This is a genomic window from Paenibacillus cellulositrophicus (assembly GCF_009363095.1).
Taxonomy (GTDB): domain Bacteria; phylum Bacillota; class Bacilli; order Paenibacillales; family Paenibacillaceae; genus Paenibacillus_AQ; species Paenibacillus_AQ favisporus.
In genome coordinates this window covers 6,139,941-6,155,141 of record NZ_CP045295.1, presented here as the reverse complement: position 1 = coordinate 6,155,141, position 15,201 = coordinate 6,139,941, and the positions used below count along the sequence as shown (strand labels likewise).

Genomic DNA, 15,201 nt, shown 5'->3' with positions numbered 1-15,201 from the left:
TCATCCTCCTTCTGGGAGCTACATCAGTGCTTTTTTGCCGATATTATATCCTTTCCACGTCCGAAAACCAAGTTTGGCATAAAAATCCACAAATTCCGTCCAATCGATCACCAGGTGCTTCACGCCTCTGGCCGTCAGCTCCGCGACCCCGTCCTGAACGATCGCCAGCCCGTAGCCTTTCCCGCGGAACCGGTCGTCCACGCCGAGCGGCCCGATGCCGCCAAGCGGTTCACTGAACAGCGGCGCCCAATAAGTATTCTGGGCAATCAGCGGGGACTCGCCGTCGTTCACGCGGCAAAAGCCGATCATTTCGTCCCCAAGGAACAGGCCGACGAATTCCCGTCCCTGCCCTCCCCGTTCCCAATAGCACTGCGCCTCGTAATACCAGCGTCCCGGAAAGCACCGCTTGAAGAATCGGAGCATCTCTTCACGGTCTCCCGGGACAAGCAGGCGGGCGAAGGCGCCATCCCGATACTCGGGCCGCTCTAGGCCATCGTCCGACGTTTCGTTCACCAGGTCGAACACCTCGTACAGGTATTCGTACCCGCGGCGCGCGAACCATGACTTAACCTCCGGCAGTTCAAGCGGCACCCCGGGAAAATAGTGCCACGGGTCACGCCCGATGCTGGCCGATACCGCTCCGGCTTCGCGCAATGCGTCCTCGGCATGACGGAGCAGCCCTGACCCTATGCCCTGCCCCTGAGCATCGCGGCGGACGACGATGGCTTGTATCCATCCGCCGCCGTCACCCAGCTGCATTTCGCGCGCCGGCTCCTGCCACTTCTTGGCGATCACGAACCCAAGCAGACGGCCCTCCCCGTCAACGGCCAGCCCGGAAGCGGGGCCATACACGTTCACATCTTCAACTGTATTTTGCTTCATCAGTTCCCTGCGCATCGGAAAATGGCCGCCCAGTTCCCCGTTCCAAAGGTCACACATCGCATCAAGCCATTCGGCATCCATCGGAATGATCTTCAAAATAACTCCTCCTTCTACTGTGGATCGTACGTGCAAACGAGTTCTGCAAAAAATGTTGTCCATCGGATATTTCATGTCAGCTCGACTCGTCTTTAGCTGCTGCTCTTCAAGCGGGATAAGGATTGTAGTAAAAAGAATCATACGTCTCATTATAAAATATTATTACATAACAATTATATTTATTGTGTTATAAAATTTCAATGGAGAATAATTAGGTTCCTTTGTCCGTAGTGATTTGGGATTACCATGGAATTCATCAGCATACGGTTCAATCCAGGCCAATCCTTATTGAAGGCTAATATAAAAATCGCCGGATCCGAGCTGACAGCTCTCGATCCGGCGATTTCATTCATTATAATCCTTTTCAGGACTCCTTATTCAGGAGGTCGTTACACTCTTTTCAGAAAATCGACGATGGTCAGCAGGCCAAGATCGAAGTTTTCCAGGTTAAAGTGCTCGTTAGGCGCATGCAGGTTTTCGTCGGGAAGGCCAAAGCCCATGCATACGACCGGAGCGGCCAGTACACGGGAGAACGTCTCCACGATCGGGATGGAGCCCCCGTCTCTCGTAAATACGGGACGCGTGCCGTATACTTCCTCGTAGGCTTCCGCCGCCTTTTGCAAAATCGGTGTGGACGGATCGATCGTAAATGCATTGCCCTTCTCGAACTGGACGACGGTTGCTTTGGCGCCCGTCGGTACGTGGCTGTAGATATGCTTTTCGATTTTGTTCAAGATGTCCTGCGGATCCTGATGTCCCACCAGACGGCATGTAATCTTCGCATGGGCTTCCTTCGGGATGACCGTTTTGCTGCCTTCGCCCTGGAATCCGCCATAGACGCCGTTCAGCTCAAGGGTCGGGCGGGCGCCCGTTCTTTCGGCAAACGTGTATCCCTCTTCCCCGTACAGCTCGTCAAGGCCAAGGTCGCGCTTCAGCTTGTTCTCGTCTCCGGACTGCTTCGCAAACTCGGCATGATCGGCCTCCGTAAGCTCCGGAACGCCTTCGTAGAAGCCTTCCACCGTCACGCGGCCCTTGGCATCATGCAGGGAATCGAGCAGGCTGACCATCGCATGCAGCGCATTCGGGACGCCGCCGCCGTAGCTGCCGGAGTGCAGATCTGTATTGGCCGTATGGACATGAACTTCCAGTGAGCACAGACCGCGAAGACCGGTGCAGATCGCCGGTTTTCCTTTTTCCAGCAGGGACGTATCCGAGATCAGAACCGCATCGGCCTTCAGCAGCTCCTGCTGTGCCTCCAGGAACTTCGGAAGGTTCGGGCTTCCGACTTCCTCCTCGCCCTCCACGCAAAACTTGATGTTGACCGGAAGCTGCTTCTCCTGCTGAAGAATCGCTTCCACCGCCTTAATATGTAAAAAGATCTGCCCCTTATCGTCCGTTGCCCCTCTGGCGTACAGCTTGCCGTCGCGTTCGGCCGGCTCGAATGGTGGGGTATCCCACAAGTTCAGCGGGTCTACCGGCTGCACGTCATAGTGCCCATAGACGAGAACCGTCGGCTGTCCCGGTGCATGCAGATGGTCCGCGTAGACGATCGGGTGGCCGTTTGTTTCGTGGATTTTCACGTTTTCAAGGCCGGCCTTTTTGAGTGTCTCCGCCAGCCATTCTGCCGCCCGCTTAACGTCCGGCTTATGCTCGGACAATGCGGAAATGCTCGGAATGGACAACCATTCCTTCAGTTCGTTCAGATGCTGATCGCGATGGGTTTGAAAATATGCTTTATAATCCATAATATCCTCCTGTCATGATCAAATTTTTCTTTGGTGCTCGTGTTCTTGATGCTCGAAATTCAGACAACCTTATATTCAGACTAACGCATCTGACGCTAAAAAACCACTCCCTTGCAGAACCCAGGGGCCGTGGTTTTACAGCTTGGTTATTCAAGTCCGCCATCGGTATCTTTCAGCCTGCGGAGCTTTTCCAGTGTCTTGCGGTCCCGGTCGGTCAGCTCCACCTCATCCAGCAGGTCCGGCCGCCGCTTCAGCGTCCGCTTCAGCGCCTGCTCCCGGCGCCAAGCCTCAATGTTCGCGTGGTGGCCGCTCAACAGCATGTCCGGCACTTTCCAGCCCCGGAACTCCACCGGGCGGGTATAGTGCGGGTACTCCAGCAGCCCGGTGCTGAAGGAATCCGTCACGGCCGACGTTTCGTTGCCCAGCACACCGGGCAGCAGCCGGGAGACCGCATCAATCACAACCGCCGCCGGAAGCTCGCCCCCGGTCAAGACGTAGTCGCCGATCGACAGCTCATCGGTGATGAGGTGCTCACGTATCCGCTCATCGTATCCCTCGTAGTGGCCGCAAATGAAGATCAAATGCTCTTCCTTCGCGAGTTCCTCCGCTTTTTTCTGGGAAAAGGTTTCCCCCTGCGGGCACATCAGAATGACTCTTGGCTTGGCCTGATGTCCCGCTTTCTCCAGCAGATCCTCGACAGCCGCAAAGATCGGCTCCGGCTTCAGAACCATCCCCCCGCCTCCGCCATAAGGCGTATCGTCAACCGTACCGTGCTTATTCCCGGAGTAATCCCGGAAATTGACAGTATGAAGCGAGATGATTCCTTTCTCCTGGGCCTTGCCGAGAATGCTTGTCCGGAAAACCCCATCCAGCATTTCCGGGAACAGGGTCAGCACATCCACTCTCATTAGTCCAGCAGTCCTTCCATAATATGAACGAGTATTTTTTGGTTCGGAATGTCTACGTCAAGGACGACATCATCAATGACGGGGATGAGGATGCTCTTGCCGCCCTTAGGCTGGACTACCCATACGTCGTTCGCGCCGGGCGTCAAAATTTCCGTCACGACCCCAAGCTCCTTGTCTTCATCGGTCACGACGGTGCAGCCGATAATTTCATGGAAGTAATACTCGTCTTCCGGCAGCTCCACGAGATGTTCCTTGCCGACTTTCAGTATGCTGCCTTTAAATTTCTCCACATCATTAATATTGTCGTAGCCGTCCAATTTGATGATGTACATATTTTTATGAAGGCGGGAAGAATGGACGGTCACGTCGACCGGCTTGCCCCCGTCCTCCGGAACGATCATGAGCTCGCTCCCCTTGGCGAAACGGACCTCGGGAAAATCCGTGTACGACAACACTTTGATTTCTCCCTTGATGCCATGGGTGTTGATGATTTTGCCAACCTTATAAAGTGTTTCCGGCATGTTCTCCTCCTAGCTTCGTGGCGCCGGCGCTTCGGCGCGCTTGTATTGCACGGATCTATTATATAATCTTCAGCATGTACGAAAAAGGGCTAGGACATTCATCCTAACCCCCTTTCGTATATCTTTAAGATATGATATCCACGGTCACGCGTTTATCCATTTTGACTGCTGCAGAAGTTACGACTGTTCGAAGCGCCTTGGCGATCCGGCCCTGCTTGCCGATGACCTTTCCCACATCCTCGGGATGCACGGTTAGCTCATAGACAATCAGGTGATCCTTCTCCACCGTCTTCACAGCCACCTCTTCAGGATGATCCACCAAAGCCTTAGCAATAACACCAACTAATTCTTCCATAGATAACCCTCACGATCAGTCATTATTTCTGCTGCTTGAGCTCATGGAACTTTTTAAGCACGCCTGCTTTGCTCAGCAGGTTGCGGACTGTGTCGGATGCTTGCGCACCGTTTTGCAGCCACGCCAGTGCTTTATCTTCATCGATTCTTACGTCAGCCGGTTGGTTGACCGGATTGTAGTAACCGATTTCTTCGATAAAACGGCCGTCACGTGGGGAACGGGAATCCGATACCACGATACGGTAGAAAGGAGCTTTATGAGCACCCATGCGTTTCAGACGAATACGTACTGCCACGAAATTCACCTCCTTCAACAAAATAAGTGTGGGGACAGCCTCCCGCCTAAGCGGAGAGAAAGCTGTCTATATAGAAATGCAGTGATTAACGGAAAGGAAACTTCATGCCGCCTTTGCCGGCCAATCCTTTCAGCTGCTTTAAAGCCTTGCCCTTCGGACCCTTCGGACCCATCATATCCGAGAACTGCTTCATCATCCGGCGCATCTCGTCAAACTGCTTGATCAGCCGGTTGACCTCGGCGAGCGATGTGCCGCTGCCGGTCGCAATCCGCTTGCGGCGGTTGTGGTTGATGATATCCGGATTCTGTTTCTCTGCCTTTGTCATCGAAAAGACGATCGCCTCAATGCGGCCCATCTGCTTCTCGTCGACCTTCAGATCCTTGGTCTGCTTCAGCTTGCCCATCCCCGGGATCATGTCCATGATCTGGTCGATCGGGCCAAGCTTCTTCACCTGCTCCATCTGCTCCAGGAAATCGTCGAACGTAAATTCGGCGTTGCGCATTTTACGTTCCATTTCCTTAGCTTTCTCCGTGTCGATATTCGACTGGGCTTTCTCGATCAGCGAGAGCATGTCGCCCATGCCGAGGATCCGGGAAGCCATCCGCTCCGGATGGAACGGCTCCAGCGCATCGATCTTCTCGCCGAGCGCCGCAAACTTGATCGGACAGCCGGTTACGGCCTTAACGGACAGCGCGGCGCCGCCGCGGGTATCGCCGTCGAGCTTGGTCAGCACGACGCCCGTCAGATCCAGCTGCTTGTTGAAGTGATCCGCGACGTTGACGGCATCCTGGCCTGTCATCGCGTCCACAACCAGCAGCACCTCGTCCGGCTTCACCTCGCTGTGGATTTGGCGCAGCTCTTCCATCAGCTCTTCATCGATATGCAGGCGGCCCGCCGTATCGATGATCAGATAATCGTTCCCGTTATCCTTGGCATGCTGATAAGCCTGCTTTGCGATTTCCACCGGGCTTGTCTTGTCGCCGAGTGTAAATACCGGTACGCCGATCTGGTCACCCAGCACCTGAAGCTGCTTGATCGCCGCAGGGCGGTAAATATCGCCCGCCGCCATCAGCGGACGGTGGTTCTGCTTCTGCAGCAGCTTCGCCAGCTTGCCTGATGTCGTCGTCTTACCGGCCCCTTGCAAACCTACCATCATAATGACGGTCGGAGGCTTGTTCGCCTTTGCCAGCTTCGCCTGGCTTCCGCCCATCAGCTCGGTCAGTTCTTTATTAACGATGTCGATGATGACCATGCCCGGCGTGAAGCTCTCCATCACTTCGGTGCCGACGGCCTTCTCTTTCACCTTGGCGACGAAATCCTTGACGACCTTAAAGTTAACGTCAGCTTCCAGGAGCGCAAGACGCACCTCGCGCATCGCTTCGTTAACGTCATCCTCGGACACCTTGCCTTTGCCGCGCAGCTTGCTGAATACGTTCTGCAGCCGGCTCGTCAATCCTTCAAATGCCATGAACCGCCACCTCCTTCTAACGCTTTATTCCAATTGCTGCAATTGATTTATGATTTGATATATTCTCGTTTTATCGGATTCAGACATGCTGCTGGACTCCGTAATGCTCTGCAGCCGCTCAAGTTTTTGGCTGCGCTGCTCATGCTTCTGCAGCAGTCCCAGCTTCTCTTCATACATGTCCAGCACCTGCTCAGCCCGCTTGATATGCTCATAGACGGCCTGACGGCTGATGTCGAACTCGGCTGCAATCTCCCCGAGGGAGAAATCGTCATGAAAGTAATATTTAAGGAACGTCTGCTGCTTCTCTGTCAGCAGCTGTTCATAGAAATCAAACAAAAGGTTGATTCGATTCGTCTTCTCGAGCCGATTCTCCTGACTCACTGAGGGACACTCCCTTCGTCAAGGAAAAACACTTTACAGTTCTTTAACGTTCCTAATCATACAGAAAACAAAGAAAGATGTCAAGCAAATATCCTTGTCATCTTGAAAAGTTTCTATCTTTACGACCAAGGAAGCAGATAGATCAGCACCGCAAAGAAATGCATAACGCTTCCGCCCAGCACGAACAAATGCCAGATCGCATGGTGATACGGAAAGCCCCTCCACACGTAAAAAATGGTACCAAGCGTGTACAGGATCCCGCCGGCAGCCAGCAGCCAGATGCCTCCCGAAGCCACGGCAGCCGTCAGAGGCCCCCAAGCAACCACGACCATCCACCCCATAATAATGTAGAAAATCGTGGACATAAACAGAAATCGCTTCGTAAAAAATGCCTTGAACACGCAGCCGAGCAGTGCAATCCCCCATACGGTAGCAAACAACGACCACCCCAGCGGTCCCCGGATCGCAACCAGCATAAACGGCGTATACGAGCCCGCAATGAACAAGTAAATCGAGGAATGGTCAAAAATTTCGAACAGATCCTTGACCCTGCCCTCCTTAAAGCTGTGTACCAAGGTGGAGTTGATGTACAAAATCAGCATCGTCGTCCCGTAGATCGAAAAGCTGGCGATATGCCATGCCGTCCCCTTCATGGTGGAAAATACGATCAGCAGCACCAATGCGGCAACGCTGAGCAGTGCCCCGATGCCGTGGGTAATGGCGTTCGCCACTTCTTCCTTCCGGGTGTAAGTGTGTGTATTAGCCATAAACAACCCTTTCATCAATCCTTTTATTTTCACCATTATAACCTCCAAGCCGCCCGCATTTCCACTTTCCCTGGGCCTATCCCATGGCGGGGCTCATGATGGACTGACATGCTATTCGTGTCGGCCGGGCTCTTTCCCCATTTCGCCTCTAATTGGTCCTTTCATCCAATTCTATAAAGCTATCAAAGCATATATTGTAAGCGGCTGGTTGAAAGGAGGTATGTAAACTATGGCAATCATTATTTATCCGAAAACGATGAACTGGAAGTACATGAAACAGCGGCCGCAGCAGCTCATGACTCAGCTTGGGGCCAGGGGCCACCTCGTATTCTTTGAAAACCTGGCGCCGCTGGATCGTGAATTCATAGAAGTGGAGCCGAACGTGTTTTTGTTCACCGACCATCACGCCTTTATGAAGAGGCTGAAGAAGCTTCGCGAAGACCATGCGGTCGTGGGCTGGACCACCTGGGCCAAACAGCGCACACGTCTGACTTCCCTCTACCGTCCGGATGCCATCATTTATGATTGCTGTGATGAGTTTCCGCACTGGGCCAAGTATGAAGTCAAGATGGTGGATGCTTCCGACCATTTGGTCTGCACAGCCGAATCCATCCGGATGCGCCTGGAGCTGGCCTATCCTGATAAACCGGTAACGCTGATCCCGAACGGAGCTGATGCTTCCTTCTTCGATCCCGCCCCGTCCCAGCGCCCTCATGACCTGCCGCAGGGGAAAGTCGCCGCCTATATCGGCGCCTGGGCCTACTGGCTCGATCACGATCTGTTCGCGAAGATGGCGTCGCACTATCCGGACGTGCATTTCGTGTCCATCGGTGCCGCCTACGGCGATATCCCTGATTATGCGAGGCTTCCGAATGTTCATGTGCTGGGCGAAAAGCCTCACACCGAGCTCAAAAAATATCTTCAGCATATCGATGTCGCGTTAATCCCTTTTCAGTATCACCCCATTACCCTGGCAACCAATCCTGTAAAAGCTTATGAATATATGGCATCAGGTGTGCCTGTACTGTCGACGGCGCTTCCGGAATGCATCCGCATGGAGCCCCATGTCACGACGGCGACCACACACGACGATTTTATCGCCAAGCTGGGCCGGATGCTGGAAGAGCCCGACTCCCGTGAACAGCGGCAGGCTCGGATCGAATATGCGCGGGGCAACCGCTGGGAAGACCGGGGCGAGGCCGCGCACCAGGTCATTATGGACACGCTGCGGCGCAAGAGCGAGCCGAAGTCTTAATGAAAGGAGGCGTTTATCGTTGAACATTGGAGTATGCGGTTATTACGGCATGGGCAACTTCGGTGACGATCTTTTTCTGAGAACGCTGCAGCAGGTATTCGATGGCCATGTGGTGTATCCGTGGACCAGCCGTCTCGATCCGGCGCAAACCGACCAGGTCATTATCGGGGGCGGGGACTTGGTCACACCGTATTCGTTTAATCCTTATTATTTTCCGGATGCGCTCAAGAACCACCCCAAATGGCTGTACGGCGTCGGCATCGTGGACAACTACCCGGAATCCAGCTGGCCTGCGGACCAGGTTGCGAAATACAGGAATTATATCCGTACGGCGCAAATGGCCGTATTCCGGGACAGCCGATCGGCCGATATCGCCCAAAGAGCCGGATTCCATCAGCATGTTCAGCAGGCCCACGATATCGTATTTGCGTACAGGCAGCCTGACTATCCAGTCAAACGATTCTCCAGCCGGCCGACCATCGGCCTGTGCCTGTTTGCTTACCCTTCGTTCCCTTTTGAAAATATGCTGCAGCTGTCGCTCCACCTGATCCGGCAGGGTTACCACCTTGTGTTTATCCCCGTGATCAACCACCCCACTAATATTTACTCGGACCTTACGGTCTGCCAGCAAATGCTCTCCCGGATCAAGGAGGCCCTCCCGGGGGCATCCGCCGAAACGCTGCCTATGCTGATGGAATTAGACCTGACGTACAGCTATATCCAGTCTGTCGATTATTTGATCACCTACAAGCTCCACCCCGCCTTGGTCGCCCTGCGCGCCGGGAAACCGGTATTCGCCCTGAGCCAGATGCGCAAGGTTGAGAGCCTGCTGGATGCGTTCGGGATGAAAAAATACTACTGCGATTACAAGCTGGCATACGAAGATCTGCAAAACAGGGTCGACGCGTTTCTGGAGGAAAGTCCCAAAGAAATAAAGCTGCAGGAAAAGGCGATCCGCCGCGCGGAGCGTGAAAGCCTGCAGCAGCTGCGTCGGCTGAAGGAAGAAATCGAGTCTTACCGATCATAGTCCCTTTCGGGAAAGCAACTGCCAATGAATTAAAGGAGGAGAATGAGAGCCATGACGTTTTTCTGGAATCATAGGCATTGGAAAATCCGGATCCGACAGCTGCATGATCAGATCCTGCATCTAAGCCATGAGCTGCATCATGTGAAGGATGACGTGCGTCAGATTGAAGCAAAGCTGAATGAGCACTTGTGGGAATGGAAGGAGCTTAAGGAGGAAATCAGACGGCTGGCCCGACGGATCGAAGAGTTGGAGTCGCTGGCGGACCGCGTTGCGAGACTGGAAGAAGAAGTCATGACGGGCATCACGGACAATCCCGAGCTGCACGCCTACTTTGCAGGCAAGATCGGCAGCGAGGTCCGGGTGGATACGGCCAGCGCTACCCTGCAGGGCGTCGTGCTGACGGTAGCCGAAGACGCGGTCGAACTCCGCGAGAGCGGCGGCGACCTGCTGATCATTCCGTTCAGCCGGATTACTTCGGTTCAGTAACCAATGACAATCAATTCCATTTGAAAGGAGAACGGCCATGGATTTCAAAGAATTGGTTCGCGGCTTCATAAACTCGGAAGTCGAAGTCATGACGCCAGGCGACATGATCACCGGCACGCTCATCTCGGTTAATGACGCTTCATTGATGCTGAAGGTTCCACCGGTTATGTACGGCCCTCCGGGGGATGTGGCCATCGTGCCGCTCCGGTCGGTCGAGTTTGTCAGAGTGCTGACGGATTAAAAATGCGGCAAGGCTAGAGGCATTTTGCTCGGCCCAACGCAAAAAAAGAAGGGTGGCTGCATGCCATCCTTCTTTTTTACGTCCTATTGTTATGCGTACATCCGCGCAATACAGATCAGTGCTACGTTTCATCCTGCGCTGCGCCTTCCGCCTCCTGCTCCTGGATCAGTCCGGCGAACAGGGCATGTACAAACTGCTGGGAATCAAACGGCTGCAAATCCTCCATTTTCTCGCCAAGGCCTACGAGCTTCACCGGAAGGTTGAGCTCCTGGCGGATCGCCACGACGATACCGCCCTTCGCCGTACCGTCAAGCTTCGTCAGGACAAGGCCGGTGACACCGCTCTTCTCCCCGAACAGCTTGGCCTGGCTGAGGGCGTTCTGTCCCGTTGTTGCGTCAAGCACCATCAGCACCTCATGCGGAGCGCCCGGAATTTCCCGTTGAATGACGCGGAAAATTTTGTTCAGCTCCTCCATCAGGTTCGTTTTGTTCTGCAGGCGTCCCGCCGTGTCGCAGATCAGCACATCCGCCTCGCGCTGTTTGGCAGCCTGAACCGCGTCAAACATGACCGCGGCCGGATCGGAGCCGGCATGCTGCTTGATGACCTCTACGCCTGCGCGTTCGCCCCACACTTCGAGCTGCTCAATCGCTCCGGCACGGAAGGTATCGCCGGCGGCAAGAAGCACCTTCTTGCCTTCCTGCTTGAAGCGGTGAGCGAGCTTGCCGATCGTCGTCGTCTTGCCGACGCCGTTGACCCCAACAAACAGGATGACGGTAATGCCGTCTTCGTTCATGCGGAGCGCGTTGTCGTCATCGCCGCGCAGCAGCTCCATCAATTTCTGCGAAAGGATCGGCTGCAGCTCCACCGCTTCTTCGATCCGCTGCTTTTTCACTTCGGCACGCAGATCGTCGATCAGCTCCATGACCGTGTTCACGCCCACGTCCGCGCCGATCAGAATTTCCTCGAGCTCCTCATAGAACTCCTCGTCGATCTTTTTGCGGCGCGTCATCAGGTCGGTAACCCGTTCCACGAATCCTTTGCGCGTTTTTTCCAATCCGTCCCGGAACTGCTTCGTTACGGATTCGGTCTTGCTTGAAATGCTCTCTCTCAGCTTTCTGAAAAAGCTCATAGGTCTCCTCCATCTCTAAGGTTGAATATGCTTAAGCAATTTCCGCTTCGTCGTCTTCCAGCCGCACGGACACCAGCTTCGATACGCCGCCCTCTTCCATCGTAACCCCGTACAGGACGTCGGCTTCTTCCATCGTTCCCTTGCGGTGGGTCACGACGATAAACTGGGTCTGCTCGGAAAACTCACGGAGATACTGCGCGAACCGCGTCACGTTCGCTTCGTCGAGCGCGGCTTCGACCTCGTCCAGCACGCAGAACGGCACCGGCTTGACCTGCAAAATCGCAAACAACAGCGCCATCGCCGTCAGCGCCCTTTCCCCGCCGGAGAGCAGCTGCAGGTTCTGCAGCTTTTTGCCCGGGGGCTGGGCCACGATATCGATGCCGGTCTCGAGCAGATGCTCCGGATCCAGCAGCACCAGATCCGCCCGGCCGCCGCCAAACAGCTTCACGAAGACGGTACCGAACTCGCGGCGGATGGCGTCAAAGGTATGCTTGAACCGCTTCGACATTTCGTCGTCCATCTCGCGGATGACCTCATAGAGCGTCGTCTTCGCTTCCACCAGATCCTGCTTCTGCTCATTCAGGAATTCGTACCGCTCGTTGACCCGCTGGTATTCCTCGATCGCGCCGAGGTTGACATCGCCCAGCGCGGTGATGCCCCGCTTGAGCTCGCGCACCTCGGTCTGGACCGCAGGCACGTCCTCCGGAATCGGATAGCGCTGCTTGGCCAGCTCGTAGCTCAGCTCGTAATCGTCGCTGAGCTTCTTCAGAATGTTCTCCAGCTCCACGTCAAGCCGGTTCACGCCGATTTCGGTCTGGCGCAGCTGATCCTCCACGGCCTTGAGGCGCGTCCGCTGCTCTTTCGTTTCGCTCTCTTCCAGCTCCAGCTTCTTCGACAGCTGCGTCCGGGCCGCCCGCTTGAAGTCCAGCTGCTCGGATGCCTGCTCCTTCTTGAGCCGGTACCGGTTCAAATCTTCGATCTGCTGGATGGATTCCTTCGCGTTCGTCTCCAGATCCGCCTCGATCGAAGCGAGCAGCGTCTTCGTCTGGCGCAGCTCTTTATCATGCGAATTGAATTCGCTCTGCATTCGTTTTAACTGCTCTTCCAAGGAGAAGCATTCCTGATCCAGCTTACCTTCCCTGACTTTAAGCTGGGTAAGCTGGCTCTGCAGCTCCTCCTTCGCCGATTCACTCGCCTTGCGGGCAAATTCGGCAGCCTGGATGGCCTGATGCGTCGCCTTTTCTTCTTCCTCCAGCTCGGCCAGCTTCTTGACAGCATTCGCCCGGGCTTCCTCAAGCTCCTTGTTCTCCTCGTTAAAGCCGGTCTTCTCCTGATCGGCCACTTCCACCTGCTCCAGCACATGCCGCAGCTCATGCTCCAGCTGCTTCAGGTCGCTGGACAAGCGCTGCTCCTCGATCCGCTTCTCGTCGCCGGACTGGCGCAGCTCGTCCAGCTTGGCCTGCGTTTCGGTCAGCTGAACCTTGACCTCCTGAATGCTCTGGCGGAGCTTGCGCAGCTGAACCTCCGTATCGTTGATCTCCTGATCGAGCTGGTCCAGCTGGCGCTTGCGCCCGAGCAGGCTGCTGTTCTTCTTATGCTGGCTACCGCCTGTCATCGAACCACCGGCATTGACGACGTCACCTTCCAGCGTGACGACCCGGTAGCGGTATTGGCATCTGGCGGCAATCCGGTTCGCCACTTCCAGGCTTTCCGCGATGATAAGGTTGCCAAGCAGGCTGCCGACGACTGGCGCATACCGGCCGTCGAACTGCACCAGGTCGGCCCCGATGCCGACGAAGCCTTCCACGCCTTCCACCATCGAGCGGTCACCCCCCGAAATGTTGCGGGGCCGGATGACGTCGAGCGGCAGGAAGGTCGCGCGGCCGAGCTGCCGCTGCTTCAGGAAGGAGATCGCCTGGCGCGATACAGCTTCATTATCCATGACGATATGCTGAAGGGATGCGCCAAGCGCGGTTTCCATCGCCAGCTCCAGCTTCTCAGGCACGCGGATCAGCTCGGCCACAGCCCCGTGCACGCCGGACAGGATGGAGCGCCGGGACGCTTTCAGCACTTCCTTGACGCCCAGCATAAAGCCGTCAAAATCATCGGCCATCTCTTTCATCGTATCCCGGCGGGATACCTGAGCTTCACGCTTCTGCTCCCATTTGCGGAGCGTGCCCTGGCTCTCGTCCAGAAGCCGCTGCAGCGATTGATACCGCTCGCTCTCGCTTATGTACCCGCCGCGCAGCTCGCGGATTTCCCCGCCCAGCTTCTCGATGGCCGAATCCAGCTGCTGCTTACGCTTCAGCAGCTCCTCCTTCTGGGTTTCCCACTTGCCGGTTTCCTCCGCGGCACGGTTCATCCGGCGGGAGAGCGCCTCCTGCTGCTGATCTGCATAGCGGATCTCGTTGCGGGTCTGCGCCATCTGGTTCATCAGCTCCAGCAGCGTACCCTTTAACGTTTCTTCCTGCTGCTGGCTGATGCCTCCAGTCACGCCGGCCAGCTTCGATTCTTCGGCCGACAGCTGATCCCGAAGCGCCTTCAGCTCGTCCCGCGAAGCTTCCAGCTTGGACTTCAGCAGGTCGATTTCCGCCTTGCGGTCTTCGAATCTCTCGTCCCCTGCCGTCAGCGACCCGGCCAGCTGCTCCCGGTTCGCTTCCAGGTTCCGCTTGCGTTCGCGGAGCACCTCCGCATAGCCTTCGCTTTTCTCATAAGCTTCGCTATACTGAAGCAGCTCACCCTGCAGCGTCTCCACTTCTTCCTCCAGCTTGCGGAGCTGGGCGCGGTCGCTCTCGAGCTTGGCGTCATGCGCCGACACGACGGTGGACAGCTGAAGCTGTTCTTCCTGCAGCACAGCGAGCTTGGCATTCGCTTCGCTCCAGGCAGCGTGGATCTGCTCGATCTGGTACACGTAGAGCGAAATTTCTTTATGCTTCAGCTGCTCCCGCAGCTGTTTATAGTGGATCGCCTTCTCGGACTGCTCCTTCAGCGGGCCGATCTGATCCTCCAGCTCAACGACCAGGTCGTGGATCCGAACCAGATTCTGCTCGGTCTCATCCAGCTTGCGGACGGCGTCCTTTTTGCGGGATTTATATTTAACGATGCCCGATGCCTCTTCAAAAATACCTCTGCGGTCTTCGGACCGGGTGCTCAAAATCTCCTCGATCCGGCCCTGACCGATAATGGAATATGCCTCTTTGCCGATGCCTGTGTCCATGAACAGCTCCGTGATGTCCTTCAGGCGGCAGGACTGCTTGTTGATAAAATATTCGCTGTCTCCGCTGCGGTGCACACGGCGCGTCACAGTCACCTCGTTGAAATCGAGGGACAGGGCATGATCCTCATTATCCAGGGTCAGCGACACCTCGCCGAAATTGACGGCTTTGCGCGCATCGCTTCCCGCAAAGATAATATCCTCCATCTTGCCCCCGCGCAGCGACTTGGCACTCTGTTCCCCGAGCACCCAGCGGATGCCGTCGGAAATGTTGCTCTTGCCGCTGCCGTTGGGACCGACGACAGCCGTAATTCCGCGGACAAATTCCATTTCCGTTTTGTCGGCAAACGATTTGAAACCGGCTAATTCGATCCGTTTTAAAAACATATTCCCTCAATCACCTCTAAACCTAATAATACCACAACATTGCA

The 15,201-nt window shown here is 55.5% G+C and carries 15 protein-coding genes; 4 read left to right on the top strand and 11 right to left on the bottom strand.

The genetic code is table 11. The features are described from left to right. Positions 1–18: 18 nt before the first annotated feature. The 9 genes from GCU45_RS28045 to trhA all read right to left on the bottom strand — a co-directional run bounded on the left by GCU45_RS28045 (position 19) and on the right by trhA (position 7,418). Positions 19–978: a GNAT family N-acetyltransferase gene (locus GCU45_RS28045; protein WP_152402203.1), complete on the bottom strand. Its 960-nt coding sequence runs from the start codon at positions 976–978 to the stop codon at positions 19–21. 389 nt (positions 979–1,367) lie between these two features. Next, positions 1,368–2,723, bottom strand: coding sequence for a dipeptidase (locus GCU45_RS28040; protein ID WP_152402201.1), 1,356 nt, complete (start codon positions 2,721–2,723; stop codon positions 1,368–1,370). Positions 2,724–2,869: 146 nt separating this feature from the next. Then, on the bottom strand, positions 2,870–3,631 hold the full coding sequence (trmD, locus tag GCU45_RS28035) for a tRNA (guanosine(37)-N1)-methyltransferase TrmD (protein ID WP_152402198.1): 762 nt from the start codon (positions 3,629–3,631) through the stop codon (positions 2,870–2,872). Next, positions 3,631–4,152: a ribosome maturation factor RimM gene (rimM, locus tag GCU45_RS28030; RefSeq protein WP_152402196.1), complete on the bottom strand. Its 522-nt coding sequence runs from the start codon at positions 4,150–4,152 to the stop codon at positions 3,631–3,633. Before rimM ends, trmD begins: the two co-directional genes overlap by 1 nt. A gap of 124 nt (positions 4,153–4,276) precedes the next feature. Continuing rightward, positions 4,277–4,507 (bottom strand): KH domain-containing protein, encoded by a 231-nt coding sequence (locus GCU45_RS28025; protein ID WP_076168224.1) that lies wholly within the window; start codon positions 4,505–4,507, stop codon positions 4,277–4,279. Between the two features lie 22 nt (positions 4,508–4,529). Further along, the gene (rpsP, locus tag GCU45_RS28020) at positions 4,530–4,802 is read right to left on the bottom strand and encodes a 30S ribosomal protein S16 (protein ID WP_076168226.1); all 273 of its coding nucleotides are present in this window, start codon (positions 4,800–4,802) and stop codon (positions 4,530–4,532) included. A gap of 85 nt (positions 4,803–4,887) precedes the next feature. Continuing rightward, on the bottom strand, positions 4,888–6,270 hold the full coding sequence (ffh, locus tag GCU45_RS28015; RefSeq protein ID WP_116231269.1) for a signal recognition particle protein: 1,383 nt from the start codon (positions 6,268–6,270) through the stop codon (positions 4,888–4,890). 24 nt (positions 6,271–6,294) lie between these two features. Further along, positions 6,295–6,651, bottom strand: coding sequence for a putative DNA-binding protein (locus GCU45_RS28010; RefSeq protein WP_152402194.1), 357 nt, complete (start codon positions 6,649–6,651; stop codon positions 6,295–6,297). A 119-nt stretch (positions 6,652–6,770) separates the two neighbouring features. Then, positions 6,771–7,418 carry a PAQR family membrane homeostasis protein TrhA gene (trhA, locus tag GCU45_RS28005; RefSeq protein ID WP_116231771.1) on the bottom strand — a complete coding sequence of 216 codons (648 nt, stop codon included), beginning with the start codon at positions 7,416–7,418 and terminating at the stop codon, positions 6,771–6,773. Positions 7,419–7,647: 229 nt separating this feature from the next. Between trhA and GCU45_RS28000 the strand changes: the two genes are divergently transcribed. The 4 genes from GCU45_RS28000 to GCU45_RS27985 are packed head-to-tail and all read left to right on the top strand — an operon-like array spanning position 7,648 to position 10,427. Beyond that, on the top strand, positions 7,648–8,673 hold the full coding sequence (locus GCU45_RS28000) for a glycosyltransferase (protein WP_152402192.1): 1,026 nt from the start codon (positions 7,648–7,650) through the stop codon (positions 8,671–8,673). Positions 8,674–8,692: 19 nt separating this feature from the next. Beyond that, positions 8,693–9,700: a polysaccharide pyruvyl transferase family protein gene (locus GCU45_RS27995; RefSeq protein WP_152402190.1), complete on the top strand. Its 1,008-nt coding sequence runs from the start codon at positions 8,693–8,695 to the stop codon at positions 9,698–9,700. 42 nt (positions 9,701–9,742) lie between these two features. After that, positions 9,743–10,186 (top strand): hypothetical protein, encoded by a 444-nt coding sequence (locus GCU45_RS27990; RefSeq protein WP_244364308.1) that lies wholly within the window; start codon positions 9,743–9,745, stop codon positions 10,184–10,186. A gap of 37 nt (positions 10,187–10,223) precedes the next feature. Further along, complete coding sequence (locus tag GCU45_RS27985) at positions 10,224–10,427, top strand: hypothetical protein (protein WP_076168236.1); 204 nt, start codon at positions 10,224–10,226, stop codon at positions 10,425–10,427. 121 nt (positions 10,428–10,548) lie between these two features. Here the strand turns inward: GCU45_RS27985 and ftsY are convergent, their stop codons facing one another. Together ftsY and smc are read right to left on the bottom strand one after the other, a co-directional pair. Then, complete coding sequence (gene ftsY / locus GCU45_RS27980) at positions 10,549–11,556, bottom strand: signal recognition particle-docking protein FtsY (RefSeq protein WP_152402189.1); 1,008 nt, start codon at positions 11,554–11,556, stop codon at positions 10,549–10,551. A 31-nt stretch (positions 11,557–11,587) separates the two neighbouring features. Next, positions 11,588–15,157, bottom strand: a complete 3,570-nt coding sequence (gene smc, locus GCU45_RS27975; protein WP_152402187.1) for a chromosome segregation protein SMC — start codon at positions 15,155–15,157, stop codon at positions 11,588–11,590. Positions 15,158–15,201: the final 44 nt, after the last annotated feature.